The sequence below is a fragment of the Rhodobacter viridis genome, assembly GCF_003217355.1.
GTDB classification, from domain to species: Bacteria; Pseudomonadota; Alphaproteobacteria; order Rhodobacterales; family Rhodobacteraceae; genus Rhodobacter; species Rhodobacter viridis.
In genome coordinates this window covers 60,734-85,939 of the sequence record NZ_QJTK01000011.1, presented here as the reverse complement: position 1 = coordinate 85,939, position 25,206 = coordinate 60,734, and the positions used below count along the sequence as shown (strand labels likewise).

Here is a 25,206-nt window from a genome sequence, read left to right as displayed (position 1 = left end):
CCTCACTCGATGTCGAAAACCACGCCCTGCGCCAGGGGCAGGTCACGCGAGAAGTTGATGGTGTTGGTGGCGCGCCGCATGTAGCCCTTCCAGGCGTCCGAGCCGCTTTCGCGCCCGCCGCCGGTTTCCTTTTCGCCGCCGAAAGCGCCGCCGATCTCGGCGCCCGAGGTGCCGATATTGACATTGGCAATGCCGCAATCCGACCCCGCGGCCGAGAGGAACGTCTCCATTTCCCGCAGATCAAGGGTGAAGATCGCCGACGAGAGCCCCGCCGCCACCGCGTTGTGCTCTTCGATCACGGCTTCAAGGTCGGAAAAGCGCATGACGTAAAGGATCGGCGCGAAGGTTTCTTCCAGCACCGGGCCGATCTGCGCGGGCATCTCGACCAGCGCCGGGCGGACGTAATAGGCGCTGTCGGGGCCACAGGCGACGCGGGTGCCGCCATGCACGATGCCCCCCGCCGCCAGCGCGGCATCGAGCGCCGACTGCATCGCATCGAACGCGGCGCGGTCAATGAGCGGGCCGACAAGCGCCTGCGTCTCCAAAGGGTTGCCGACCGAGACCGAGGCATAGGCGCGGATCAGCCGGGGCATCAGCGTGTCGTAGACGCTGTCATGCACGAAGAGCCTGCGCAAGGTCGTGCAGCGTTGCCCGGCCGTGCCCATCGCGCCAAAGGCCACGGCGCGCAGGGTCATGTCGAGATCGGCCGAAGCGCAGACGATGCCCGCATTGTTGCCGCCGAGTTCAAGGATCGAACGCCCAAACCGCGCCGCCACTTTCGGGCCGACGATCCGCCCCATCCGGGTCGAGCCGGTGGCGGAAATCAGCGCCACTTTCGGGCTCTCGACCAAGGCAGCGCCGACCTCGGGCCCGCCGATCAGAAGTTGCGCCAGCCCCTCGGGCGCGGCGTCGAACCGGGCCAGCGCGCGGCCCAGCACCGCCTGCGCGGCCAAGGCGGTCAGCGGGGTTTTCTCGGAGGGTTTCCAGAGCACCGGATTGCCGCAGACCAGCGCCAGCGCCGTGTTCCAGGCCCAGACCGCGACCGGGAAGTTGAAGGCCGAGATCACGCCGACAACGCCCAGCGGGTGCCAGGTTTCCATCATCCGATGCCCCGGCCGCTCGGTCGCGATGGTCAGCCCGTAAAGCTGGCGCGACAGGCCCACCGCGAAATCGCAGATGTCGATCATCTCCTGCACCTCGCCCAGCCCTTCGGAGGCGGACTTGCCCGCCTCGATCGAGACGAGACGGCCGAGATCGGCCTTGGCGGCGCGCAATTCCTCGGCCCAGAGCCGGACGAGTTCACCGCGTTTCGGCGCGGGCACCAGCCGCCACAGGCGGAAGGCAGCGGCCGCACGCGCGATCGCGGCAGCGGTGGATTTCGGCGTCTCGGGCGTCAGCGCGCCGATCTGCGCGCCGGTCAGGGGCGAGAAGCTGGCCATCGACCCGCCTTCAAAGGCCGCAGGGACAACGCCAAGGCGGCAAAGCAGGGTCCGGGTTTCATCGCGCAGCGTCATCGGGCGTCCTTTCGGGTCAGTCGAGGGCATAGACAAGGCCAACGACCAGCGCCGCGGCGGCCATCAGTCCAAGGGTGAAGCGCAGGTTCAGCGCAAAGGTGACGCGTTGCGGCGTGACGCCGAGTTCGCGCCCGGTGATGATCGACATCGCCGAGATCGGCGAGGCGGCAATGGCCAGCGCCCAGGCGAAAAGCAGCGCAAGTCCAAGCGCATAGGGATGATCGGCGCCGACCGGCCCGGCGCCGAAAAGTTGCGCTGCCATGATCATCACGATGGTGTGCGGGATCATCACCGCACCAACGGCGGGGATGAGGACGAGGCAGGCAAGGATCACGGCAAGCGCCGGAAGCTGCCCCCCCGCGATCAGCGCATCGATCCCGGCCGCCTGCGCCGCCGCGGCCACCGCCGCGCCGATCACCGCCGCGGCCAGAAAGATCGTGCTTTCCGTCGCCATTCCCTCGGAGGCCGCCGAAAGCCGGGTCAGCGCGCCCTCGGGGCCGGGGCTGCGCAGGCCGGGTTCCAGCCGCGGCCACAGCGCGGCCAGCAGCGGCAGCACCAGGCAGGCGGCGATCAGGAAGCTGACGTCGAGCAACCGGTGCGCGGCAATCGTCAGCGCGATCAGCCCCGCGATGGCGGCCAGAACCAGCGCCAGCGCGCGGCCAGCCCCCTCGGGCGCGGGGTCATGCGGGCGCGGGCCCGCCGGCAGCTTGGTCGCGGCGGCATCAAGGACCGCGGCGACGACGGAGATCAGCGCAACGATGGCGAAGGCAAGCCCGAAGAACAGCACCGGATCCAGCGTCGGGATCGCGCTTGTGACGATGGCAAAGCCAAGCCCGATCGGCGACCAGACCGTCATCAGAAGCGTGCCGCGCAGCGCCGCCAAGGTCATCGCCCGGGTGTCGATGCCGCGCTTGCCCGCCGCCTTGCGCGCGGCGTCATGGTTGCGCGCGATATCGGCAATCATCCCGATCGTGCCGATATTGAAGAGCACCGAAATCCCCTGCGCGCCGAGCGAGACGGCAAAGACGCGCGCCCGCGCGGAATGGGCGAAAAGCCCCTCGGCCGCGCGGGCAATCAGGGCCGAGCGGCGCACCGGCGCGCGGATGAGGCCGAGTGCGGTCAGAAAGGCGGAAAAGGCCGTGCCCTGCATCAACGCCGCCTGCATCGCGGGCAGCGCCTTGGGCAGAGCCACCGCGACGATCAGCGTGGCAAGGAAAGCGCCCGCCAGAAACACCTGCGCGATGCGCGAGACGCGGGGCAGACGCAGCAGCGCGAGCCCGATCGCGGTGATAGCGGACAGGGTCAGCAGCGCCCCTGCCCCCGGCAGCCACGCCGCGCCGATCTTGCCCACGACAAGGCTGGCGAGCAGCAGAAGCGACAGCACCCCCGCGGCGGCCATCGCGGTTTGCGGGCCGAAGGGCAGGCGGAAACGGGGGAGGGTGGTGTGCATGGCGGTCCTCAGATCCGGTCGGCGAGCAGATGCGCCGCCGCCGCGCCGGTGATGTAACCGGCCTCGTGCAACAGGCGCAAGGACGCCGGGGTGATCAGGCTGACCGGCAAGGGCATCGCCTCGATCTTGCGCGCGCCACAGACATGCTCGGCCAAAGCCTTCCCGAACACGGTGCCGGGGGCGATGCCGCGACCGTTGTAACCGGCGATCGACAAAGCGTTTTTCCCCAGCACATGCAGGCGCGGCAGGTTGTCGGCGGTCATGCCGATCCAGCCGAACCATTCGCTGTCAAAGCCGATGCCGCTGAGCTGCGGAAAGATCCGATGCATCGCCCGCAGCGCCCAAGCCCGGTGGATGGCGCGGTCCGCCATTCCGAGCCGCCCGACCGAGCCGAAGACAAGCCGCCCCGCCGCATCCATGCGAAAGGACGAGAGCACCTCGCGCGTGTCCCAGCAGCCCTCGCCGCCCGGCAAGAGCTCGGCGCGGATCGCGTGCGGCAAGGGCGGTGTTGCCATGTTGAAATAGGGCAGCCCGACCTGCGCGCGGCGCAGCCCGGGGTTCGGCCCCTGGGTATACATGTCGGTGGCGGCGATCAGCCACGCGGCCCGCACCTCGCCCTTGGGCGTGGTGACGCGCCAACCCGCGCCCTGCGGCGCGACGCCCGTCGCGGCGGTTTCGGTGCAGATCTGCGCCCCTGCAGCCAGCGCCGCCCGGGCAAGCCCGCGCACATAGGCGAGCGGCTGGATCGTGCCCGCGCGCCGATCCAGAAGCGAGCCCGCATAGCGCCCGCCGCCAAGCCGCCGCGCCGTTTCTGACGCATCCAGCAACTCGACCGGCGCCCCGCGCGCCGCCCATTGCCGGGCGCGCTCGGTGATCTCGGCAAGCCCCGTGGTGCCGACGGCGCAATGCAGCGTGCCATTCGGCATCGCCTCGCAATCGATCCCGTGGCGCTTCACCAGCGCGAACACCTCGGCCGGAGCATTGCCAAGGAAATCCAGCAGCCGCGGCCCGTAGACGGGGCCAAGCACCTGCGGCATCGCCTCGGGCATCACCCACATGCCGGCATTGACGAGCCCGACATTGCGCCCCGAGGCGCCGAAGCCGATCTGATCGGCCTCGAGCACGAGCACCGATTTCCCCGCCTCGGCCAGATGCAGCGCGGCGGAAAGCCCGGTGAAACCTGCGCCGATCACCACCACATCGGCCTCGGCCGGGCCGACAAGCGACACGGTCGCGGGCGCTTGCGGCGCCGTGGCTTCCCAAAGACCATGCGAGCGGGGATCGTTGCGCATCTGACCCTCCTGCGGGGCTGTTCCGGACCCTTCCTGCCCGTCTTTGCCTCCGAAGGCCAATTCCCGATATGTCTCAGGTCATTCCATTTCGGAATGACCTTTCCGCGACCGGGCGCGAAAAACGCTTGTCGCGCAGGGCAGAACGCGCAAGGACTGGGCAGGACCGGAGAAAAAGATGAAGACCCCGCGCCGTTTTCTGCCCTCGCTTGCGCTTTTGCAGGCCTTCGAAACCGCCGCGCGCACGCAAAGCATCACCGCGGCGGCGGCAGAGCTGTCGCTGACGCAAAGCGCGGTGTCGCGGCAGATCCGGGCGCTGGAGGCGCAGCTCGGCACCGAGCTTTTCCACCGCGAAAAGCAGACGATCCGGCTGACGCAAGGCGGCGCGGCCTATGCGCGGGAAATCCGGGCGGCGCTGCAGAAGATCTCGACCGCCTCGCTCAATCTGCGCGCCAATCCGGGCGGCGGCACGCTGACGCTGGCGATCCTGCCCACCTTCGGGACGCGCTGGCTGGCGCCGCGGCTGCCCGACTTTCTCGGCGCGCATCCGGGGATCACGCTGAACCTCGTCACCCGGCTGACGCAGTTCGATTTCGCCACCGAGGCCGTGGATGCCGCGATCCATTTCGGCGCGCCGGACTGGCCGGGGGCGGAGTGCACCTGGCTGCGGGGCGAGCATGTCGTGCCCGCCTGCGCCCCCGATCTGGCGGCAGAGCGCGCGTTCAAAACGCTCGACGAGCTGCGGGCCGCGCCGCTTCTGCATCTGACCTCGCGCCCGGATGCCTGGGAGAAGTTCTTCGAGCGCGCGGGGATGGCGCCGCAACCGCTGCACGGGATGCTGTTTGACCAATTCGCCACCGTGGCGCAGGCGGCGATGGTCGGGCTGGGCGTCGCGCTGCTGCCCGAGTTCCTGATCGAGGATGACATCACCGCGGGGCGGCTCGTGGTGCCGCTTCATGCGCGGATGCGCTCGGACGAGGCCTATTATCTGTGCGCCCCGCGCGGACGCGGCCCGCATCGCCCGCTCGAGGCGTTCCGCGACTGGCTGTGCCAGGTCGCACAGGCGGCCGAGGCAGCGGAAGCCGCCCGGCGCGACGGGACAAGCTGATTTAAGATCAAACACGCGCACATCTTTACGCAGCGCGTGCTTGTCTTGTGCCCCGGGCCGTGCTTTCAAATTGGCCAACGCCCCTTGCCCAGAGCCCGTCATGCCCAAGCTGCGCCTCAATATCCGTTATGTCCCCTTCATGGCGGCCCTGCTTTTGACACTGATCTTCGGCATCGTGCTGCTGATCGTGCCCGCGCTTTGGGTGCTGGCCATCTTCCTGATCGCGGCGGGGCTGAGCGTGGTGGGCGTTTACGACCTGAACCAGCGCCGCCACGCGATCTTGCGCAACTATCCGGTCATCGGCCATCTGCGCTACATGATCGAAAGCATCGGCCCCGAATTCCGGCAGTATTTCTTTGAATCCGACTTCGACGAGGTGCCCTTCAGCCGCGAGATCCGCGGTCTCGTCTATCAGCGCGCCAAGGGCGTCGAGGACAAGCGCCCCTTCGGCACCGTCGAATCCGTCTATGCCTCGGGCTTCAACTGGCTGACGCATTCGATCGTGCCGAAGACGATCAAGGACACGAATTTCCGCGTCCGGGTCGGCGGGCCGGACTGCACCCAGCCCTATGACGCCTCGGTCTACAACATCTCGGCGATGAGTTTCGGCGCGCTGTCGGCCAATGCGATCTCGGCGCTGAACCGCGGCGCGAAGATCGGCGGCTTTGCCCATGACACCGGCGAGGGCGGGATCAGCCGCTATCACCGCGAGGGCGGCGGCGATCTGGTCTATCAGATCGCCTCGGGCTATTTCGGCTGCCGCAATGACGATGGCAGCTTCTCCCCCGAGAAATTCGCGGCGCAAGCCCGCGATCCGCAGATCAAGATGATCGAGATCAAGCTGAGTCAGGGCGCGAAGCCGGGGCATGGCGGGATGCTGCCCGCCTCGAAGATCTCGCCCGAGATCGCCGAGGCGCGGGGAATTCCGATGGGGCGCGATTGCGTCTCGCCCGCGGCGCATCCGGCGTTTTCGACGCCGCTGGAATTCATGGCCTTCATCCGGCAGCTGCGGGAATTGTCCGGCGGCAAGCCCGTGGGCTTCAAGCTCTGCATCGGGCATCGGCGCGAATTCATGTGTCTGGTCAAGGCGATGATCGAGACCGGCACGACGCCCGATTTCATCGTTGTCGACGGCAAGGAGGGCGGGACCGGGGCGGCGCCGCTCGAATTCGTCAACCGCGTCGGCATGCCGATGCTCGAGGGGCTGCATTTCGTCCACAACCTGCTTCGCGGCGCCGGGCTGCGCGATCGCATCCGCATAGGCGCGGCGGGCAAGATCGTCTCGGCCTATGACATCGCGCGGGCGATGGCGCTGGGGGCGGACTGGTGCAACTCGGCGCGCGGCTACATGTTCGCGATCGGCTGCATTCAGGCGCAGTCCTGCCACACGAACCGCTGCCCCGCGGGCATCGCGACGCAGGATCCGCGGCGGATGCAGGCGCTGGATGTCGGCGACAAGACCCAGCGCGTCGCGCGGTTCCACAAGAACACGCTGCATGCGCTCGGCGAACTTGTCGGCGCCGCGGGGCTCTCGCATCCGTCCGAATTCCTGCCCTATCACTTCATGTTCCGCGAAAAGGACAATGCGTTTCAGGACGGCAACGAGGTCTTCGAAGACCTGCCCGAAGGCTTCCTGATCAACGGCTCGAACCATCCCGATCTGCAGGTCTGGCTGGACCGCTGGAACCGCGCCTCGGCCGAGACTTTCGTGCCGCTGCGGATGCCGAAAAGCCGGTTTGCCGGCTGAGGGCAGCGGTCACGCGCGGTCTTCGACCTTGACGATGCGGCCGTCTTCCAGCGTCAGGATGCGATCGGCGCGATCCAGAATCCGGTTGTCATGGGTGACAAGAAGCGTCGTCGTGCCCCGCGCGGCGCCCATGCGTTTCAGAAGATCGACCACCCCGGCGGCCGTGTCCTTGTCGAGCGCGGCAGTGGGTTCATCGGCCAGAACCAGCGCCGGGTTGCCGACGAGCGCGCGCGCCACCGCCACCCGCTGCTTCTGCCCGCCCGAGAGGTTCGCGGGCAGGTAATCGATCCGGTCCGAGAGCCCCACAAGGCCCAGAACCTGCGCCGCCGCCGCCCGCGCCGTCGCGTCGGGCACGCCCGGATGCACCTGCAGCCCCATGATCACATTCTGCGCCGCGGTCAGGCTTTCATGCAGGTTGTGCATCTGGAAGATGAAGCCAAGACGACGCCGCAGCGCCACCAGATGCGGCTCGGGCGCGCCGTGCAACTCGTGCCCCAAGAGCCGCACCGATCCCGCCTGCACCGCGCGCAGACAGCCCAGAAGCGTCAGAACCGTGGTCTTGCCGGAGCCCGACGGCCCCATCAACACGGTGAAAGAGCCGCGCGGCAGCGCCAGCGACACATCGAACAGCGCCTGTTTGCGGGTCTCGCCCTGCCCGAACCAATGGCTCAGACGCTCGGCAGAAACGGTGATCTCGGTCATCGCACCCCCTCAGAACAGATCGGCCGGATCGGCCGCCGCCAGACGGCGCGTCGCGATCGCACCCGAGAGCGCCGAGAACAGAACCGTGCCCAGAAACACGCTGAGGGCCATGTCGGGCGTCATCCGCAAAGGCAGCGTCGTGACCTTGCCCATCAGCGTCAGGATCCCGCCGCCAAAGATCATGCCGGGGATGAAGCCCAGAACGCCCAGCACCAGCGCCTCTTCGAAGACGACGCCCAGAAAGAAGCTTGGCCGGTAGCCCATCGCCTTGAAGGTCGCATATTCGCGCAAATGGTCGGCAACGTCGGAGGAAAGCACCTGATAGACGATGACCAGCCCGACCAGCACGCCGATCAGCACGCCAAAACCGAAGACGACACCGGTGGGACGGCGGGTCTGCTGATAGCGCAGGTCCTCGGCCTTGGCGTCGGCAAAGGAGCGGATGCGCAGGCCGGGGTCGGAAAGGGTCGCCTTGAGCCGCGTCACCACCGCCGCGACATCTGCGCCCGGTGTGACGCGCAACAGGATGTGGTCGGGCGCCGCCGCGCGGCGGGCCGGGAAAAGCCGCAGGAAGGTCTGATCCGAGACGAACATGTAGCCATCCGAGCCAAAGCCGCCGCCGCCCGCGAAGGTGGTCCAGGCGGTGAGGGTCCGGCGCTCGGTCTCGAAGCTGAGCGGCGTCGCGGGGCTGATCCCGGCGGCATCGGCGCGGTTGAAGCCGCGCGCGAGCCGGTCGAGCAAGGCCGCGTCGCGCAGCTGCAGAAAGCCCGCATCCGGGCCAAGCGTCCCGGTCAGGAACTGCGGCTGGAACGGATCGACGCCGAAGGTGGTCAGGCTGATGTCGGTCATGCCGCGATCCCAGGGCACGTTGGTGACGTAAAGCCCCATGCCCTCGGCCACCTCCGGGTCGGCCAGCGCCTGATAAAGCCATTGCCGGGCGACATTCGCTCCGTCTGACAAGGTATTGGCATCATGGGCGGAAATCATGATATCGGCGGAGAAGAAGGCATAGGGCCGGACCGCCGCCGAGGACATGGAATTCATGATCCCCAGCTGCACGAAGACGAGCACATTGGCAAAGGCGACGCCCGCCAGCGCGGCAAAGAACCGGGTGCGGTTGTGCGTCAATTGCAGCCAGCCGACCGGCAGGCGCCCGAACAACCGTTGCAGAAGACGGCTCATGGGGTGACCTTGGCGGCGGTGTCGATATGGGCGATCACCTCGAGATCGGTGAGGCCCGCCGCCTGTTTCGAGGCCTCGGGATCAAGCGCGATCAGCACCTTGACCACCCGCGCATCGGTATTCGCCGCGCTGTCCTCCGAAATCAGCCCCTGCCGCCCGACCGTCAGGCCGATGCTCTCGACACGGCCCGAAAGCGGCGCGGGAAAGGCGCGCGAGAGCAAGCTGACGCGCTGACCGGGTTTCACGAAGCCGATGCGATCTTGCCAGATCTCCGCCTCGGCCATCATCTGACCGACGTCGCCCATCGTCAGGATGCCGTCCGAGGGCGGCTTGCCCCCCGGCGTCGCGATGACATCAAGCACCGTGCCGGTGATCGGCGCCACGACCAGCGCGCGCTCAAGATCAAGCTCGGCGCGCGCAAGGCTCGCCCTTGCGGCGGCCAGATTGCGCTCGGCCACGGTCACGTCGGGCTGGGCTTCCAGCGCAACCGCCGTATAGCGCGCGAGCGTCGCCTCGGCGCGGATCACCGCAAGCCGGGTTTCCTCGGCGGTTGCGCGCACGGCATCAAGCGTCGCCGTCGTCGCCACGCCGCGGGCATGCAGGGCCTCGGTCCGGGTCAGGCTGGCCGCGGCTTCCGTGGCGGCCGAGCGCGCCTGATCCAGTGCCGCCTGCGCCTCGTCGCGGCTGGCCTGCACCGCGGCCTTCACCTGCACCAGCGCCGCTTCGCGCACCGCAAGATCGGCCTTGGCCGCCAGAATGGCGCTCTGCAATGCCGCTTCATTGTCGAGCCGCGCGACCGGGGTGCCCTTGTCCACCCGCGCCCCCTCGGCCACCAGAATTTCCGCCACCCGCGCATCGCCCGAGCCATAGGGCGCGGCCACCACGGCCACATCGCCCTTCGGCATCAACCGGGCCATGCCCACGACATCCTCGGCCGCAAAGGGCGCTTCGGGCGCGGCAACCACCGGCGCAGCAGGCGGCGGCGCGCGCCGTGCGGCGACGAAGAACCCCGCCCCGGCGGCCAGTGCCACCAGCGCCAGCATCCCGAGCCATCGCCCCCGGCCCATCCCGGGCGGCGGCAAGTCGAGCGGAGCCGCGCTCACCCCGGTATCCAGCGGCAGGCGGGGGTCGTTGTCTTCGGTCATCGGTCATTCCTCGTGGCGCACCTTCTCCATAGCGCGGCCAGCGCGCAGGCTGAAGGCGACATGAGGCGCGGCAGGCAGGACGGGAAAACGGTCATCCCAAGCCGCGCGCGATCGCGGGGTCTGTGATGCCGGATGCGCTGCAGGATGTGGATGGTGCCCCCAGAGAGACTTGAACTCCCGACCTCGAAATTACAAATTTCTTGCTCTACCAGCTGAGCTATGAGGGCGAAACCATTACACATTTACCAAAGGCATCGCAGCGGTCAGACCGGCAAGACGGCACCTTGGCCATTCCGTATCATCGCAGGGTTTGACAGCCAAGACCGAATCCATCGCCCTGCGACACAAGTGATTTAAGCAAGCCGCGCGCGATCGGCAAGTCGGCAGAGGGGTGCAGGATGTCTCATGGCGGGCGTCAGCCGCCGGATGGCCCGCGGCACGCCCCGAACGCGGCGGCGCCGATTTCGTCGCGGCACGGGCCTCAATTTGCGCGACAGCCTTGGCGGGGCGTGTCACTCTTCGTCAGCGCAAGGCCCGCAGCGCGGAGCGACCGAAGAAAGGACCTGCCGATGAAAACCCGCAGACTTGGCCCGCTCGAGGTCTCCGAAATCGGCTTTGGCGCGATGAGCTTTGCCGCCTCCTATGGCGCCGCCCCCGCCGAGGCCGAGGCGATCGCCGTCATTCGCGGCGCCGTCGATCTGGGGGTGACGCATTTCGACACCGCCGAGATCTATGGCCCCTGGACGAACGAGGTGCTTTGGGGCCGCGCGCTGGCGCCCCTGCGCGATCAGGTGACGATCGCGACGAAATTCGGCTGGAACATCGATCAGGTCACCGGCGCGCATGACTGGAGCCTGAACAGCCGCCCCGCGCAGATCCGCAAGGTGGCCGAAAACAGTCTCAAGCGGCTGGGGGTCGAGGTGATCGACCTGTTTTATCAGCATCGCGTCGATCCTGCCGTGCCGATGGAAGAGGTCGCGGGGACGGTGCGGGATCTGATCGCCGAGGGCAAGGTGCGCGCCTTTGGCCTGTCGGAGGCCTCCGCCGCCAGCATCCGCCGCGCCCATGCGGTGCAGCCGGTGGCGGCGGTGCAAAGCGAATATTCGCTCTGGACGCGCGAGCCCGAGCCGGAAATCCTGCCGCTCTGCGCCGAACTGGGCATCGGCTTCGTGCCCTGGAGCCCGCTTGGCGCGGGGTTCCTGACCGGCACGATCGACGCCACCACCCCGATCGGCCGCGCGGATTTTCGTGCCCACTCGCCCCGCTTCACCCCCGAGGCGCGGGCGGCGAACATGGCTCTGGTCGATCTGCTGGCACGGATCGCCACGGCCAAGGGGGCCACGCCCGCGCAGATCGCGCTCGCTTGGCTTTTGGCGCAGCGCCCCTTCATCGTGCCGATCCCGGGCACGCGGCGGCTCGACCGGTTGGCCGAGAATGTCGCCGCGGCGCGGGTCGCGCTTGACGCCGTAGATCTGGCCGAGATCGCCCGCGAGGCGGCACAGATCCCGGCGCAGGGCGCGCGCCTGCCCGAGGCGATCCTGGCGCTGTCCTATCGCTGAACGGGGCGGCGGGCGGCGGATCAGCCGCGCCAGCGCAGCGCATCGATCAGCAGGCGGAAGGCGGGGGTGATCTGGCGGCTGCTCGGGTAATACAGGTGGTAGCCCGGAAACGGCGGGCACGAGTCGGAGAGCACCCGGATCAGCCGGCCGTCCCGCACATGGCCCGTCAGCAGGTCCGAGGGCAGGCAGACAAGCCCGCGCCCGGCCAGCGCCACCGCGATCAGCAGATCCGGGTCATTGCTGGTAAAGGGCCCCTCGACCCGGACCGTGAGCGGCCGTCCGTCGCGCTCGAACTCCCAGGCGTAAAGCCCGCCCAGCGTCGGCAGCCGCAGGTTCAGACAGTCCTGCCCGGTCAGATCCTGCGGCACCTGCGGCACCGGATGGCGCGCGAAATAGTCAGGCGCCCCCGCGACGATCATCTCCAGATCGGGGGAGATCCGCACCCCGATCATGTCACGATCCAGGCTTTCGCCCAGCCGGATCCCGGCATCGAACCCCTCTTTCGCGATGTCGACGAAGCGCGCCTCGGCCGAGATCTCGACCTTGACCGCGGGGTGATCGGCCATCAGCCGCGTGACGGCGGGCAGCACGATCCGGGCGGAATGGTGCGAGGCGGTCAGCCGGATCGTCCCCGAAGGCCGGGCGCGGATGTCATCCAGCGCCGCCAGCTGCGCTTCGATGCCGTCAAAAGCGGGGCGCAGCGTCTCGACCAGCTTTTGCCCGGCCTCCGTCACCGAAACCGCGCGCGTCGTGCGGGTCAACAAGCGCACGGCCAGCCGCTCCTCCAGCCGCCGCACCACCGCGCTGACCGCACTTTGCGAGGTGCCAAGCCGGGCCGCCGCGCGGGTGAAGCTGCGCTCCTCCGCCACCGCCAGAAAGGCGATCAGATCGCCCATTTCATCCCGCCGCATTCATATTCCCCGAAGATAGCTGCAATCTGCATCTAGCGCATTATCGCCATGCCGCGAAGTCCCTAGCTTACCTCCCAAAGCACAGATCGAAAGGTTCCCCCATGTATGCCACCGTGATGCACGGCCCCGGCGACGTTCGCTACGAGCGCGTCGAGGACCCGAAAATCCTGAAACCGACCGATGCGATCCTCAAGCTTTCGGCCACCTGCATCTGCGGCTCGGACCTCTGGCCCTGGCGCGGCGCAAACCCGATCGAGGCCCCCGTGCACATGGGCCACGAATATTGCGGCGTGGTGGTCGAGGTGGGCTCGGAGGTGCGGACGGTGAAGCCCGGCCAGTTCGTCGTCGGCTCGTTCTGCCTTTCGGACAACACCTGCCCGCATTGCCAGTTCGGCTTTCAGTCCTCCTGCGAACAGCGCGAATTCATGTCGGGGGCGCAGGCGCCCTATGCCCGGGTGCCCTTGGCCGATGGCACGCTGGTTGCCACGCGCGAGATGCCCGATGCCGCGATGATCCCGCATCTGCTGGCGGTCTCGGACGTGCTCGGCACCGGCTGGTATGGCGCGGTGGCGGCCGATGTGCGGCAGGGCGGCACCGTCGTCGTCGTGGGCGATGGCGCAGTCGGGCTGATGGGCGTGATGGCGGCGAGCCAGATGGGGGCCGAGCGGATCATCGCGATGAGCGGGCATGAGAGCCGCGCAAAACTCGCGCTGGACTTTGGGGCCACCGATATCGTGTCCGAACGCGGTGCCGAGGGGATCGCGCGAGTGATGGAGTTGACGAACGGCGTCGGCGCGGCGTCGGTGATCGAGGCGGTGGGGACGGTTGGCTCGATGGCGCAGGCCACCGGCGTGTGCCGCCCCGGCGGTTCGATCGGCTATGTCGGCGTGCCGCATGGGGTCAGTTTCGACGGGAGCCAGATGTTCTTCAAGCAGCAGCGGATGCTCGGCGGCCCCGCGCCCGTCCGCCGCTTCCTGCCCGATCTGATGGAGCGCGTTCTGACCGGCCGCATCCAGCCCGGCAAGGTCTTCGATCTGACCCTGCCGATCGCGCAGGTGGCCGAGGGCTACCGCGCGATGGACGAACGCCGCGCGATCAAGACGCTGCTGCAGCTCGACGGCTGAGCAGCATCGGCCCGCCCTGCCGATGCGCCGGGCGCGGCGCTCTCCCGACTGCCGCGAATTTGAGCAGTTGGACGAGTGCCGCCCAATCTCGCAGCGCTTCGGCTCGAAGCGCGGCCTTCGGGGCGCGGAGGCGTTGTCGCGCAGCAGGGCCGTGGCAATAGTCGGGCCAAGGAGCTTCCATGACCCGCCTCTCCATCCTGATCGTCGAGAAAGACCACGACCGCGCGCAGAAGATCGTCGAGGGGATCGCGGCCGCGGGTCCGCATGACGTGACGGTGCTGACCGAGACGGGCGGTCTTGCGCGCCGCATCGCCGAAGTGTCGCCCGATATCGTGCTGATCGAAGTGGCCGACCCCTCGCGCGATGTGCTGGAAGACCTCGCGCTGGCCTCGGGCCCGCTCGATCGTCCGGTGGCGATGTTCGTCGATCACTCCGACGAGCATCTGACGCGCGCGGCGATCGAGGCCGGGGTCTCGGCCTATGTCGTCGACGGGTTGCAGCCCGAGCGGATCAAGCCGATCCTCGATGCCGCGATCGCGCGGTTTCACATGGTCTCGAAGATGCGCGCGGAACTGGCCGCGACCAAGGCCGCGCTCGAGGATCGCAAGATCATCGACCGGGCGAAGGCGATCTTGATGAAGTCGAAGGGCATCGACGAGGAAGCGGCCTATGCGCTGTTGCGCAAGACCGCGATGGACCGAAAGCTGCGCGTGGCCGAGATCGCGGGGCAGCTGGTGATGGCGGCGGGGCTTCTGTCATGAGCCTTGCCTGCTTGCGTCTGGGCTATCTGCCGCTGATCGATGCGGCGCCGCTGATCGTGGCCGAGGAGCTCGGTTTTGCCGCCGAAGAGGGGCTTGCGCTCGATCTGACCCGGATGGCGAACTGGTCGCAGGTGCGCGACATGCTGGCGATGGGGGCGATCGAGGCGGCGCATATGCTGGTGCCAATGCCCGTCGCCCAGCGCATGGGGCTGGGTCCGGCGACGCCGGATTTCGATCTGCTGATGGTGCTGTCGCAGGGCGGGCAGGCAATCGCGGTCAGTGCCGCGCTGGCGGCGCGGCTGCGCGCGGTGGGCCATGGCTTTGGCTTCGACGACCCGGCCGCGGCTCGCGATGCCTTGGCTGCCGTGGTCTCCGGGCCGCTCGTCGTCGGTGTCCCCTTCCCGTTCTCGACGCAGGCGGAACTGGTGCGCCGCTTCGTTGCACTGTCTCCGCTCGCCGCGCAGATCACCATCCGCACTGTCCCGCCACCACAGATGGCCGCCGCGCTGGCCTCGGGCGAGGTGGACGCCTTTTGCGTCGGCGAGCCTTGGGCTTCGCATGCGGTCGAGACGGCGGCGGGGGCTTTGCTCGTCGCCGGGCGCGCGATCTGGCAGGCGGCGCCGGAAAAGGGGCTGGTGGTCACGCATCGCTTCGCCGAGACCCGGCCCGAGGAAACCGCGCGGCTGATCCGGGCGCTCTGGCGCGCCTGCCGCTGGCTTGACGGGCCGGAAAACCGCGCGACGGCGGCCGAGATCCTGGCCCGGGCCGACTATCTGAACCTGCCGCCGGAACTGTGCGAACGGGGTTTGCTCGGGCGGCTGCATATCTCGGCGGCGGGCGACATCCGCCCCTGCCCCGGTTTCATCCGCTTTCACGAGGGCGCGGCGAATTTTCCCTGGCGCTCGCTTGCGGCGCTTCTGGCGCGCGGCATTGCCGAGGCGCAAGGGCTTGACCCCGTGGCGGCGATGGCGGCGGCGAAGGCCGCCTTCCGCACCGATCTTTACCGCGCCGCGCTGCGTCCGATGGGCGCCGAACTGCCCGCGGCCTCGTCGCGCATCGAGGGCGCCCTGCGCGAGGCCACCCCGGCACGGGCCGAGGATGGCACGATGATTCTGGGCCCCGACGCCTTCTTTGACGGCGCGACCTTCGACCCGGATTTTCAAACCTGCTGAAAATTGCACCAAACGGACCCCGGAAAGGTCCGTTTCCCCTGCATCTGCACGATACGGATGCTGCAGGCGCGAAATCCCCCCGCAGCGCTTGACCGGAGCCGCCCCCTGAAGGCACGCTGACCTCAAGACCGAAGCAACGGCGCTTCGGATCGATCCTGCCGCAAGGACGCGGCCTCCCCGAAATCGGCAACGACGCCACCCCTCGTGCTTTCTCCGGAAGGTCCGTTGCCGGTGGTCTTTTCGCGTTGCCCTCATGCCCTCCGGGCGCTGACAGGACCGACCATGACCACTTTCCTTACCCGCCGCCGCTTCCTTGCCACGACCGGGATGGCCGCGACCGCTGCCGCGGCCACCGCGCTGATCCCGGGCGGGGCCTTCGCCACGACCTCGGCCCCCGAAGTGACCGGGGCGACGCTGGGCTATATCGCGCTGACCGATGCGGCGCCCCTGATCATCGCGCTGGAAATGGGGCTTTTCGCCAAGCACGGCCTGCCCGAGATGAAGATCGTGAAACAGGCGAGCTGGGGCGCGACGCGCGACAACATGGCGCTCGGCTCGGCGAATGGCGGCATCGACGGCGGCCATATCCTGCGCCCGAAGATCCACCTTTATGCGACCGGCAAGGTGATGCAGGGCGGCGTGCCCCTGCCGATGTATAATCTGATGGGGCTGAACGAGCAGTGTCAGGGGATTTCCGTCAGCGCCGCCCATGCTGCCGCCGGTGTCGGGCTGAATTCGGCGACCTTGAAGGAGATCTTCGCCGCGAAAAAGGCCGCTGGCGCCGAGGTGCCGGTGGCGATGACCTTCCCCGGCGGCACGCATGATCTGTGGATGCGCTACTGGCTGGCCGCGGGCGGGATCGATCCGACGAAGGATGTGAACCTGATCGTCGTGCCGCCGCCGCAGATGGTGGCGAACATGAAGGTCGGCAACATGGAGGCCTTCTGCGTCGGCGAGCCGTGGAACGCGCAACTGGTCAATCAGGGCATCGGCTTCACCGCCTGCACGACGGGCGAGATCTGGGCGAAACACCCCGAAAAGGTGCTGGGCATGCGCGCCGACTGGGTCGATGCGCACCCCAATGCCACGAAAGCCATCCTGATGGCGGTGATGGAGGCGCAGATCTGGTGCGAGGCGGCCGAGAACAAGGAAGAAATGGCCACGATCATCTCGGGGCGGCAGTGGATGAAGGTGCCGGTGCCCGATATCCTCGGCCGTCTGAAGGGCGAGATCGACTATGGCAACGGCCGGGTGGAGAGCCGCCCCGATCTGGCGATGCGGTTTTGGGGCGAGAATGGCTCGACCTCGTTCCCGTGGAAATCGCTTGATACGTGGTTTCTCACCGAGAACCAGCGCTGGGGCTATCTGCCGGGCGATCTCGACACCGCCGCGCTGGTCGCGAAAACCAACCGGTCCGATCTGTGGCTGGCGGCGGCGACCGAGCTTGGCCTGACGACCACGGGCTTTGGCGACAGCCGGGGCGTCGAGACCTTCTTTGACGGCAAGAGCTTCGATCCGGCCAATCCTGCGGCCTATCTCGACAGCCTCTCGATCAAGGCGATGGTGTAAGCGATGGGGGTGAGTGTTCTGAAACCCCGGGCGGCCAAGGCTGCCGCGGCGCAGGTGGTGGCGCTGCCGCCGCCCACCCGCAAACCGATCCTGAAGCGGTTGCAAAAGCCGCTCGCGGAAAACGTGATCCCGCCGGTTCTGGTGGTGCTGGCGATCCTTGGCATCTGGCAGGCGCTCTCCTCCCCCGGCGCCGCGCTGCCCTCGCCGCTTGATATCTGGCAGACCTCGGGCGATCTGATCCTGCATCCGTTCTATGTCGCAGGCTCGCAGGACATGGGGCTCGGTTGGCGGGTGCTGACCTCGCTCGAGCGCGTCGGCGTCGGTTTCGGCCTTGCCGCGCTCGTCGGCGTCGTCGTCGGCGCGGTGCTCGGCCAATCGGCTTGGCTGATGCGCGGCGTCGATCCGGTGTTTCAGGTGCTGCGCACCGTGCCGCCGCTGGCCTGGCTGCCGATCAGCCTTGCCGCTTTCATGGACAGCCGCCCCTCGGCGATCTTCGTGATCTTCATCACCGCGATCTGGCCCATTCTGATCAACACCGCCGCGGGCGTGCGCGCAATCCCGCAGGACTATCGCAATGTCGCCGCCGTGCTGCGCCTCAACCCGCTCGAATTCTTCACCAAAATCATGGTCCCCGCGGCCGCGCCCTATATCTTTTCGGGCCTGCGCATCGGGGTGGGCCTGGCCTGGCTCGCCATCGTCGCCGCCGAGATGCTCACGGGCGGCGTCGGCATCGGCTTCTTCATCTGGGACGCGTGGAACTCCTCCATGCTGACCGATATCTTCGTCGCGCTGCTTTACATCGGCGCCACCGGATTTGCGCTTGACCGCCTTGTCGCCTTCCTCGGCCGGGTCGTCAGCCGCGGCACGATGTGAGGGCATCATGAGCTATCTGAAAATCGACCGCGTGGTGAAAAGCTTCCCGGCCGCGGGTGGGCGCGAGAATGTGGTGCTGCAAGACGTGCGGCTCGACATCGAAAAGGGCGAATTCGTCTCGATCATCGGCCATTCCGGCTGCGGGAAATCGACGTTGCTCAATCTGGTGGGCGGGCTGACGCAGGTCACGACCGGGGCGATCAAGCTCGAAGGCGCCGAGGTGAACGCGCCGGGCCCCGACCGCGCCATCGTGTTCCAGAACCACTCGCTGCTGCCCTGGCTCACCGTTTACGACAACGTCAAGCTGGCGGTGGACAAGGTCTTTGGCCGGGCGAAATCGAAGACGGAAAAGCACGACTGGATCGTGCAAAACCTTGATCTGGTTCACATGACCCATGCGATGGACAAGCGCCCCGGCGAGATTTCCGGCGGCATGAAGCAGCGCGTCGGCATCGCCCGGGCCTTAGCGATGGAGCCGAAGATCCTGCTGCTCGACGAGCCCTTCGGGGCGCTTGATGCCCTCACCCGGGCGCATCTGCAAGATGCGGTGATGGAGATCCATGCCCGGCTGGGCAACACGATGCTGATGATCACCCATGACGTGGACGAGGCGGTGCTTCTGGCCGACCGGATCGTGATGATGACGAACGGCCCCGCCGCGACGATCGGCGAGGTGCTTGACGTGGCGATCCCGCGGCCGCGCAACCGCATCGCGCTCGCCTCCGACCCGACCTATCTGCGCGCGCGCGAAAGCGTGCTGCGCTTCCTTTACGAACGCCATCGGCTGGTGGAAGCCGCGGAGTAAGCCCCATGAAACAAAGACTTGTGGTGATCGGCGCGGGCATGGCCTCGGGCCGGATGCTGGAACACATCTTCGAGGCGGCCCCGGACGCCTTTGACGTGACGCTCTTCAACGCCGAGCCGCGCGGCAATTACAACCGGCTGATGCTGTCGCCGGTGCTCTCGGGCGAGAAAACCTACGCCGAGATCGTGACGCATGATGCCGAGTGGTATGCGGCGCGCGGCGTTGATTGCCGCTTTGGCGAGCCGGTGGTGAAGATCGACCGGGCGAACCGCGTCGTTTATTCCAACGCGGGCGGCGTGCCCTATGACAGACTGGTGATCGCGACCGGATCGGCGCCGTTCCTGCTGCCGGTTCCGGGCAAGAACTTGCCCGGCGTCGTCGCCTATCGCGACCTTGAAGACACGCAGGCGATGATTGACGCCGCCGCCCCCGGGGCGAAGGCGGTGGTGATCGGCGGCGGTCTATTGGGGCTTGAGGCGGCGGCCGGCATGGCCGCGCGCGGGGCCGAGGTGGTGGTCATTCACCTGATGGGCCATCTGATGGAGCGCCAGCTCGACCCCGCCGCGGGCTATCTTCTGCAACGCGATCTGGAGCGTCGCGGCATCACCGTTCATTGCAAGGGCGCGACCAAGGCGATCCTTGGCACCGACCGGGTGGAAGCGGTTTTGCTCGATGATGGAACCACTTACCCCGCCGATCTGGTCTGCATGGCGATCGGCATCCGGCCCGAGACGCGGCTTGCGAATGATGCGGGGCTCGAGGTGAACCGGGGGTTGGTCGTGTCCGACCAGATGCAGACCAATGACCCTGCGATCTTTGGCTTGGGCGAATGTGTCGAGCATCAGGGCCAGCTGTTCGGCCTTGTCGCGCCGCTTTACGATCAGGCCAAGGTGCTGGCGGCGACGCTTCTGGGCACCGAAGCCGCCTTCCGCCCGGTGCAGACCGCGACGAAGCTGAAGGTCACCGGCGTCGATCTCTTCAGCGCGGGCGATTTTGCCGAGGCCCCTGGGCGCGAGGATATCGTCTTCCGCGATCCCGGCCGGGGGGTCTACAAGCGGTTGATCCTTGAGGGCGAAAAGCTCATCGGCGCGGTGATGTATGGTGACACCGCCGATGGCGCTTGGTTCTTCGACAAGATCAAGACGGGCGAGGACGTCACGGCCCTGCGCGACACGCTGATCTTTGGCCCGGCCTTCAGCGGGGGGGCCGCCGCGGACCCTCTCGCAGCCGTTGCAGCCTTGCCGCCTGAGGCGGAGATTTGCGGCTGCAACGGCGTATGCAAAGGCAAGATCACCGAGGCCGTCGCGGGCGGAGCCACGACGCTTGAGGCCGTGCGGGCGGTGACAAAGGCGTCTGCGTCCTGCGGCACCTGCACCGGGCTCGTGGAAAAGGTCATGGCGCTGACGCTTGGGGCGGCGTTCAAGCCGGTCGAGAATCCGCCGATGTGCAAATGCACCGATCATACGCATGAAGATGTGCGGCGGCTGATCAAGGCGCGGGCGCTCAAATCCATCCCGGCGGTGATGCAGGAGCTGGGCTGGAAGACCTCGGGCGGCTGTGCCTCGTGCCGTCCGGCGCTGAACTATTACCTGCTGTGCGACTGGCCGTTCGACTATACCGACGACCGGCAGAGCCGCTTTGTCAACGAGCGCAACCACGCCAACATCCAGAAAGACGGCACCTATTCCGTCGTGCCGCGGATGTGGGGGGGCGTCACCACGCCCACTGAGCTGCGCGCCATAGCGGACGCGGCGGAAAAATACGCCGTGCCGATGGTCAAGGTCACGGGCGGGCAGCGCATCGACCTTCTGGGGGTGAAGAAAGAGGATCTGCCCGCGATCTGGTCGGATCTGAACGCCGCCGGGATGGTCTCGGGCCACGCCTATTCCAAGGGGCTGCGGACGGTGAAAACCTGTGTGGGCGAGCAGTATTGCCGCTTCGGCACGCAGGATTCGACCGGGCTTGGCATCAAGCTGGAACAGCTTCTGTGGGGCTCGTGGACGCCTGCCAAGCTGAAACTCGGCGTCTCGGGCTGCCCCAGGAACTGCGCCGAGGCCACCTGCAAGGACATCGGCGTGATCTGTGTCGAGAGCGGCTATCAGATTTCGGTGGCAGGCGCGGCGGGGCTGGAGGTGAAGGAAACCGAACTGCTTGTCACCGTCGCGACCGAGGCCGAGGCGATGCAGGCGATTGCCGCCTTCACCCAGCTTTACCGCGAAAACGCCCGCTACCTGCACCGGGTCCACAAATGGGTCGCCAAGGTCGGCCTCGCGTGGTGCCGCGCGCAGATCGAGGACCCGGAGACCCGCAAGGCCTTGGCGGATCGGTTCGAGGAAAGCCAGTCGATCTACCGTGTCGACCCTTGGGCGGAGTTGGCCGCGAAACCCGCCGATTGGGCGCCCGTCGCAGATCTGTCCCAACCCGCCGTGATTTTGGGGGCCGCCGAATGAGTCACTTCATCGACATTGCCGCGCTTGACGACATCCCCCGGCAAGGGGCGCGGGTGGTGAAGACGCCCTCGGGCTGCGTCGCGGTCTTTCGCACCCTTGACGATCAGGTCTTTGCGATGGACGACCGCTGCCCGCACAAGGGCGGCCCCTTGTCCGAAGGCATCGTGCATGGCACCCAGGTCACCTGCCCGCTGCACGGCTGGGTCTTCGATCTGGCCACCGGCCTTGCGCAGGGCGCCGACAGCGGATCGGTCGCCACCCATGCCGCGCGGATCGAGGGCGGACGGGTGCTGCTCTCCGAAACCTGCCTGCGGGGGCGGGCGGCATGACCCGGACCACCTGCCCCTATTGCGGTGTCGGCTGCGGTGTGATCGCGACGCCCTCGGCCAAGGGCGTGAGGATCGCGGGCGACCCGGAGCACCCCGCGAACCGGGGGCGGCTTTGCGTCAAGGGCACCGCTTTGGGCGAAACGCTCGCGACTGGGGGGCGGCTTCTGGCGCCGCGCACCTTTGGGCAGGAGAAGGGTTGGGGCGAAACGCTTGACCTGATCGCGGCGCGGTTTTCCGCCGTCATTGCAGAGCATGGCCCCGATGCCGTGGCCTTCTACGTCTCGGGGCAATTGCTGACCGAGGATTATTACGTCGCCAACAAGCTGATGAAGGGCTTCATCGGGTCCGCCAATATCGACACGAATTCAAGGCTTTGCATGGCATCGAGCGTGGCCGGGCACCGCCGCGCCTTTGGCACGGACACCGTGCCCGGGCAATATGAGGATCTGGAACAGGCCGATCTGGTCGTTCTGGTCGGCTCGAACCTGGCCTGGTGCCATCCGGTGCTGCACCAGCGGCTGATGGCCGCCAAATCCGCCCGGCCCGGGCTGAAGATCGTCGTCATCGACCCGCGCCGCACCGCCACCTGCGAGGGGGCGGACCTGCATCTGCCGCTCGCCCCCGGGGCCGATGCGCATCTGTTCAACCTGCTTCTGGCGCATCTGGCCGACACCGGGCGGGCTGATCCGGCCTTTCTGCGCCATGTCAGCGGGCTGGAGGAGGCCCTGACCGCCGCCCGAACGTCTACGCCCGAAACCACGGGCCTTGATCCCGCCGATCTTCAGACCTTCCTTGACCTTTGGGCCGCCACCGAAAAGGTCGTCACCGTCTATTCGCAGGGCATCAACCAGTCCGAGACCGGCACCGACAAGGTCAATGCGATCCTGAATTGCCACCTTGCGACGGGCCGCATCGGCCGCCCCGGCATGGGGCCGTTCTCGGTCACGGGCCAGCCGAATGCCATGGGCGGGCGCGAGGTGGGGGGCCTTGCCAACATGCTCGCCTGTCATCTGGAGATCGACAACCCCGCCCATCGCGACGCCGTCGCCACCTTCTGGGCCGCGCCGAAGATGGCCGCAAAACCGGGGTTGAAGGCGGTCGAGATGTTCCGTGCCGTCGAGGAGGGCCGGATCAAGGCGCTGTGGGTGATGCATTCGAACCCCGCCGTGACGATGCCCGAGGCCGACCGGGTGGCCCGCGCCATCGCCGGCTGCGATTTCACCGTCGTCTCGGATCTTTGGGCCGAAACCGACACCGCGCGGCTGGCCGATGTGCTCTTGCCCGCGACGGGTTGGGGCGAGAAATCCGGCACGGTGACGAATTCCGAGCGCTGCATCTCGCGGCAACGCGCCTTTCTGCCCACGCCCGGGCAGGCGCGGCCGGACTGGTGGGCGCTGGCGCAAGTGGCGCAGCGGATGGGGTTTTCCGGCTTCGACTGGCAAGGCCCGGCGGAGATTTTCGACGAATATTGCGCGCTCTCGGGCGTCGCCGGGGCGCTTGGGTCCGATTTCGACATCTCGGGGCTGGTGGGCACGGATTACGACACCCTTCCCCCCACGCATTGGCCGCAGGCCGCGCAAAAGGGCGGGCGCTTTTTCGGCACCGGGCAGTTTCACACCCCCGACAGACGCGCCCGGATGATCCCGGTCACCGCCCGGCTGCCCGAACCGCTCGGCGCGGCGCATCCCTTCCGGCTGAATACCGGGCGCATCCGCGATCAGTGGCACACAATGACCCGCACCGGGCAAAGCCCGCGGCTTGCGGCCCATCTGGGCGAGCCGTTTCTGGAACTCCACCCCGAGGATGCCGCGCGCCTGAGCCTCGCCGCCGCCGATCTGGCAGAGGTGACGAACAGCCACGGCCGCGCGCTCCTGCGGGTGATGATTTCGGACCGCGTCGCCCCCGGCCATCCTTTCGCGCCGATGCATTGGACGGGCGAGACCGCGCCCTCGGGGCGGATCGACGCGCTGGTGACGGCGCGGACCGATCCCGTCTCGGGCCAGCCTGCGTCGAAATCCGCCGCGGTCGCGATCCGCCCGTTCAAGGCGCGCTGGCACGGCTTTGCGATTGCCCGCCACGATCTGCAGCCGGGCTGCGACTATTGGGCGAAAGCGCCGATCCCCGGCGGTTGGCGGGCGGAACTTGCGGGCAGCAAAAGCCCCGAAGACTGGGCGCTTTGGGCCGAGGATCTGATGCGCCTCGGCCCGCCCGCGCTGGTGGTTTCAGATCCGGCCAAGGGCCTGCACCGCTTTGCCTTTTTCGACGGCGACCGGCTTGCGGGCGCGCTTTTCATCGCCCCCGGCCCGGTGGCGCTTTCCCGCAGCCATCTCGCCGCCAGCCTTGGCACCGCGGATCGCAGCATTCTGGCGGGCCTGCCCGAGACCAGCCGCCCCGATCCCGGTCCGACCGTCTGCGCCTGCCTGAATGTCGGTCTGAACACGATCCTGCGCGCCATCGCCGATCAGGGCCTGACCTCGGTCGAGGCGATCGGCCAAGCGCTTGGCGCAGGCACCAATTGCGGCTCCTGCCGCCCCGACCTTGCCACCCTGCTGTCCCGCCCCCAACACCAAGAGGCCGCGCAATGAGCTTTCTCACCCGTCCCGAAGACCTGACGCCCGCCACCACCGCCGATCGCAAGGGCAAGATCAGCCTTGTCGGCGCTGGCCCCGGCGCCGCGGACCTGTTGACGCTGCGCGCGATCCGCTGCCTTGGGCAGGCCGATGTGATCTGCCACGATCGGCTGGTCGATCCCGAGGTGCTGGCCTTCGCTCGCCCCGGCGCGCGGCTGATCGCGACCGGCAAGGAGGTCGGCGCACATTCCTGGCCGCAAGAGCGGATCGACGCCTTCATCGTGACCGAGGCGCTTGCGGGCCATCATGTGGTGCGGCTGAAATCGGGCGACCCCTCGGTCTTTGGCCGCGCGGGCGAAGAGATCGCCGCCGCCCGGGCGCATGGGATTGCCGTTGACATCATCCCCGGCATCACCGCCGCCTCGGCCGCCGCGGCGCGCCTGTGCGAGCCGCTGACCGAGCGCGGCGTGACCGACCGGCTCGTGCTCGCCACCGCCACCTGCCGCCCGGGAGAGATCCCTTCGGATATTGCCGAGATCGCAAAACCGGGCACGGCGCTCGTCTTTTACATGGCGATGGCGCAGCTGGACCGGCTGTCAGGCGAGTTGACCCGCGCCGGGATCGCGCCCACGCAGCCGGTCACCATCGCCCGCAACGTCGAGAAGGCCGGGGCGGAGGTGCTGCACACGACGGTGGCCGCGATGGCCAGGGACGCCGCAGATCGCGGCATCACCAACCCGGCCGTGCTGATGATCCGGATCGCGAAGACCGTGGCGCAGCCTCTGGCCGCCTCGATCCCCTGCGCGGCGATGGTCTGAAGCGGGGCGCAAGAAACGAGCGCCACCAACCCGGCGGCGCGGAAGGATTATATATTATAGTCAGAGCGGCGCGGCCTTGTTGCGGGGCCACCCGGAACATCGCCACGCAACGCATTGAAAAGATGTCC

At 67.9% G+C, this 25,206-nt stretch carries 20 protein-coding genes and 1 tRNA gene; 13 read left to right on the top strand and 8 right to left on the bottom strand.

The window, feature by feature from the left end:
• Window positions 1–2 precede the first annotated feature (2 nt).
• From amaB to C8J30_RS13680, 3 genes are read right to left on the bottom strand one after another with little or no spacing between them, the layout of a single operon-like run.
• Window positions 3–1,514 (bottom strand): L-piperidine-6-carboxylate dehydrogenase, encoded by a 1,512-nt coding sequence (amaB, locus tag C8J30_RS13690; RefSeq protein ID WP_110806407.1) that lies wholly within the window; start codon window positions 1,512–1,514, stop codon window positions 3–5.
• A gap of 16 nt (window positions 1,515–1,530) precedes the next feature.
• Window positions 1,531–2,964, bottom strand: a complete 1,434-nt coding sequence (locus C8J30_RS13685; protein WP_110806406.1) for a hypothetical protein — start codon at window positions 2,962–2,964, stop codon at window positions 1,531–1,533.
• Between the two features lie 8 nt (window positions 2,965–2,972).
• Window positions 2,973–4,256: an NAD(P)/FAD-dependent oxidoreductase gene (locus tag C8J30_RS13680; RefSeq protein WP_110806405.1), complete on the bottom strand. Its 1,284-nt coding sequence runs from the start codon at window positions 4,254–4,256 to the stop codon at window positions 2,973–2,975.
• A gap of 175 nt (window positions 4,257–4,431) precedes the next feature.
• Between C8J30_RS13680 and C8J30_RS13675 the strand changes: the two genes are divergently transcribed.
• Both C8J30_RS13675 and C8J30_RS13670 read left to right on the top strand, forming a co-directional pair.
• The gene (locus C8J30_RS13675; RefSeq protein ID WP_110806404.1) at window positions 4,432–5,361 is read left to right on the top strand and encodes a LysR family transcriptional regulator; all 930 of its coding nucleotides are present in this window, start codon (window positions 4,432–4,434) and stop codon (window positions 5,359–5,361) included.
• Between the two features lie 100 nt (window positions 5,362–5,461).
• Window positions 5,462–7,108: an FMN-binding glutamate synthase family protein gene (locus tag C8J30_RS13670; RefSeq protein WP_110806403.1), complete on the top strand. Its 1,647-nt coding sequence runs from the start codon at window positions 5,462–5,464 to the stop codon at window positions 7,106–7,108.
• 9 nt (window positions 7,109–7,117) lie between these two features.
• On the opposite strand, the gene C8J30_RS13665 is transcribed toward C8J30_RS13670, so the two are convergent.
• From C8J30_RS13665 to C8J30_RS13650, 4 genes are all read right to left on the bottom strand, one after another.
• Complete coding sequence (locus C8J30_RS13665; RefSeq protein ID WP_110806402.1) at window positions 7,118–7,810, bottom strand: ATP-binding cassette domain-containing protein; 693 nt, start codon at window positions 7,808–7,810, stop codon at window positions 7,118–7,120.
• 9 nt (window positions 7,811–7,819) lie between these two features.
• Window positions 7,820–8,992, bottom strand: coding sequence for an FtsX-like permease family protein (locus C8J30_RS13660; RefSeq protein WP_110806401.1), 1,173 nt, complete (start codon window positions 8,990–8,992; stop codon window positions 7,820–7,822).
• Window positions 8,989–10,137: an HlyD family efflux transporter periplasmic adaptor subunit gene (locus C8J30_RS13655; RefSeq protein ID WP_110806400.1), complete on the bottom strand. Its 1,149-nt coding sequence runs from the start codon at window positions 10,135–10,137 to the stop codon at window positions 8,989–8,991. Before C8J30_RS13655 ends, C8J30_RS13660 begins: the two co-directional genes overlap by 4 nt.
• Before the next feature lie 151 nt (window positions 10,138–10,288).
• A tRNA-Thr gene (locus C8J30_RS13650) sits at window positions 10,289–10,364 on the bottom strand.
• A 342-nt stretch (window positions 10,365–10,706) separates the two neighbouring features.
• Between C8J30_RS13650 and C8J30_RS13645 the strand changes: the two genes are divergently transcribed.
• Window positions 10,707–11,696 (top strand): aldo/keto reductase, encoded by a 990-nt coding sequence (locus C8J30_RS13645; RefSeq protein WP_110806399.1) that lies wholly within the window; start codon window positions 10,707–10,709, stop codon window positions 11,694–11,696.
• A gap of 20 nt (window positions 11,697–11,716) precedes the next feature.
• Here C8J30_RS13645 and C8J30_RS13640 read toward each other — a convergent pair whose 3' ends face one another.
• The gene (locus C8J30_RS13640; RefSeq protein WP_110806398.1) at window positions 11,717–12,607 is read right to left on the bottom strand and encodes a LysR family transcriptional regulator; all 891 of its coding nucleotides are present in this window, start codon (window positions 12,605–12,607) and stop codon (window positions 11,717–11,719) included.
• 101 nt (window positions 12,608–12,708) lie between these two features.
• Here C8J30_RS13640 and C8J30_RS13635 point away from each other — a divergent pair, with 101 nt between their 5' ends.
• From C8J30_RS13635 to cobA, 10 genes are all read left to right on the top strand, one after another.
• Window positions 12,709–13,731, top strand: a complete 1,023-nt coding sequence (locus C8J30_RS13635; protein WP_110806397.1) for a zinc-binding dehydrogenase — start codon at window positions 12,709–12,711, stop codon at window positions 13,729–13,731.
• 179 nt (window positions 13,732–13,910) lie between these two features.
• Entirely contained in the window at window positions 13,911–14,492 is a 582-nt protein-coding gene (locus tag C8J30_RS13630) for an ANTAR domain-containing response regulator (RefSeq protein WP_110806396.1), read from the top strand.
• Window positions 14,489–15,664, top strand: coding sequence for an ABC transporter substrate-binding protein (locus C8J30_RS13625; RefSeq protein ID WP_110806395.1), 1,176 nt, complete (start codon window positions 14,489–14,491; stop codon window positions 15,662–15,664). The genes C8J30_RS13630 and C8J30_RS13625 overlap by 4 nt, the downstream gene beginning before the upstream one ends.
• Window positions 15,665–15,946: 282 nt before the next feature.
• Window positions 15,947–17,233: a CmpA/NrtA family ABC transporter substrate-binding protein gene (locus tag C8J30_RS13620; RefSeq protein WP_110806394.1), complete on the top strand. Its 1,287-nt coding sequence runs from the start codon at window positions 15,947–15,949 to the stop codon at window positions 17,231–17,233.
• A gap of 3 nt (window positions 17,234–17,236) precedes the next feature.
• On the top strand, window positions 17,237–18,106 hold the full coding sequence (ntrB, locus tag C8J30_RS13615; protein WP_110806393.1) for a nitrate ABC transporter permease: 870 nt from the start codon (window positions 17,237–17,239) through the stop codon (window positions 18,104–18,106).
• Window positions 18,107–18,113: 7 nt separating this feature from the next.
• On the top strand, window positions 18,114–18,911 hold the full coding sequence (locus C8J30_RS13610; RefSeq protein WP_220033734.1) for an ABC transporter ATP-binding protein: 798 nt from the start codon (window positions 18,114–18,116) through the stop codon (window positions 18,909–18,911).
• Window positions 18,912–18,916: 5 nt separating this feature from the next.
• The gene (nirB, locus tag C8J30_RS13605; RefSeq protein ID WP_110806392.1) at window positions 18,917–21,361 is read left to right on the top strand and encodes a nitrite reductase large subunit NirB; all 2,445 of its coding nucleotides are present in this window, start codon (window positions 18,917–18,919) and stop codon (window positions 21,359–21,361) included.
• On the top strand, window positions 21,358–21,690 hold the full coding sequence (gene nirD / locus C8J30_RS13600) for a nitrite reductase small subunit NirD (protein ID WP_110806391.1): 333 nt from the start codon (window positions 21,358–21,360) through the stop codon (window positions 21,688–21,690). The genes nirB and nirD overlap by 4 nt, the downstream gene beginning before the upstream one ends.
• Window positions 21,687–24,275 (top strand): nitrate reductase, encoded by a 2,589-nt coding sequence (locus C8J30_RS13595; RefSeq protein WP_110806390.1) that lies wholly within the window; start codon window positions 21,687–21,689, stop codon window positions 24,273–24,275. The genes nirD and C8J30_RS13595 overlap by 4 nt, the downstream gene beginning before the upstream one ends.
• A complete protein-coding gene (gene cobA / locus C8J30_RS13590) occupies window positions 24,272–25,078 on the top strand; it encodes a uroporphyrinogen-III C-methyltransferase (RefSeq protein ID WP_110806389.1) in 807 nt (268 codons plus the stop codon). The genes C8J30_RS13595 and cobA overlap by 4 nt, the downstream gene beginning before the upstream one ends.
• The last annotated feature ends 128 nt before the right edge of the window (window positions 25,079–25,206 follow it).

What these genes read in the sequence shown, in the direction of transcription:
- amaB (WP_110806407.1), bottom strand. Translation starts at nt 1,514, where the DNA reads ATGACGCTGCGCGATGAAACCCGGACCCTGCTTTGCCGCCTTGGCGTT.
- C8J30_RS13685 (WP_110806406.1), bottom strand. Translation starts at nt 2,964, where the DNA reads ATGCACACCACCCTCCCCCGTTTCCGCCTGCCCTTCGGCCCGCAAACC.
- C8J30_RS13680 (WP_110806405.1), bottom strand. Translation starts at nt 4,256, where the DNA reads ATGCGCAACGATCCCCGCTCGCATGGTCTTTGGGAAGCCACGGCGCCG.
- C8J30_RS13675 (WP_110806404.1), top strand. Translation starts at nt 4,432, where the DNA reads ATGAAGACCCCGCGCCGTTTTCTGCCCTCGCTTGCGCTTTTGCAGGCC.
- C8J30_RS13670 (WP_110806403.1), top strand. Translation starts at nt 5,462, where the DNA reads ATGCCCAAGCTGCGCCTCAATATCCGTTATGTCCCCTTCATGGCGGCC.
- C8J30_RS13665 (WP_110806402.1), bottom strand. Translation starts at nt 7,810, where the DNA reads ATGACCGAGATCACCGTTTCTGCCGAGCGTCTGAGCCATTGGTTCGGG.
- C8J30_RS13660 (WP_110806401.1), bottom strand. Translation starts at nt 8,992, where the DNA reads ATGAGCCGTCTTCTGCAACGGTTGTTCGGGCGCCTGCCGGTCGGCTGG.
- C8J30_RS13655 (WP_110806400.1), bottom strand. Translation starts at nt 10,137, where the DNA reads ATGACCGAAGACAACGACCCCCGCCTGCCGCTGGATACCGGGGTGAGC.
- C8J30_RS13645 (WP_110806399.1), top strand. Translation starts at nt 10,707, where the DNA reads ATGAAAACCCGCAGACTTGGCCCGCTCGAGGTCTCCGAAATCGGCTTT.
- C8J30_RS13640 (WP_110806398.1), bottom strand. Translation starts at nt 12,607, where the DNA reads ATGCGGCGGGATGAAATGGGCGATCTGATCGCCTTTCTGGCGGTGGCG.
- C8J30_RS13635 (WP_110806397.1), top strand. Translation starts at nt 12,709, where the DNA reads ATGTATGCCACCGTGATGCACGGCCCCGGCGACGTTCGCTACGAGCGC.
- C8J30_RS13630 (WP_110806396.1), top strand. Translation starts at nt 13,911, where the DNA reads ATGACCCGCCTCTCCATCCTGATCGTCGAGAAAGACCACGACCGCGCG.
- C8J30_RS13625 (WP_110806395.1), top strand. Translation starts at nt 14,489, where the DNA reads ATGAGCCTTGCCTGCTTGCGTCTGGGCTATCTGCCGCTGATCGATGCG.
- C8J30_RS13620 (WP_110806394.1), top strand. Translation starts at nt 15,947, where the DNA reads ATGACCACTTTCCTTACCCGCCGCCGCTTCCTTGCCACGACCGGGATG.
- ntrB (WP_110806393.1), top strand. Translation starts at nt 17,237, where the DNA reads ATGGGGGTGAGTGTTCTGAAACCCCGGGCGGCCAAGGCTGCCGCGGCG.
- C8J30_RS13610 (WP_220033734.1), top strand. Translation starts at nt 18,114, where the DNA reads ATGAGCTATCTGAAAATCGACCGCGTGGTGAAAAGCTTCCCGGCCGCG.
- nirB (WP_110806392.1), top strand. Translation starts at nt 18,917, where the DNA reads ATGAAACAAAGACTTGTGGTGATCGGCGCGGGCATGGCCTCGGGCCGG.
- nirD (WP_110806391.1), top strand. Translation starts at nt 21,358, where the DNA reads ATGAGTCACTTCATCGACATTGCCGCGCTTGACGACATCCCCCGGCAA.
- C8J30_RS13595 (WP_110806390.1), top strand. Translation starts at nt 21,687, where the DNA reads ATGACCCGGACCACCTGCCCCTATTGCGGTGTCGGCTGCGGTGTGATC.
- cobA (WP_110806389.1), top strand. Translation starts at nt 24,272, where the DNA reads ATGAGCTTTCTCACCCGTCCCGAAGACCTGACGCCCGCCACCACCGCC.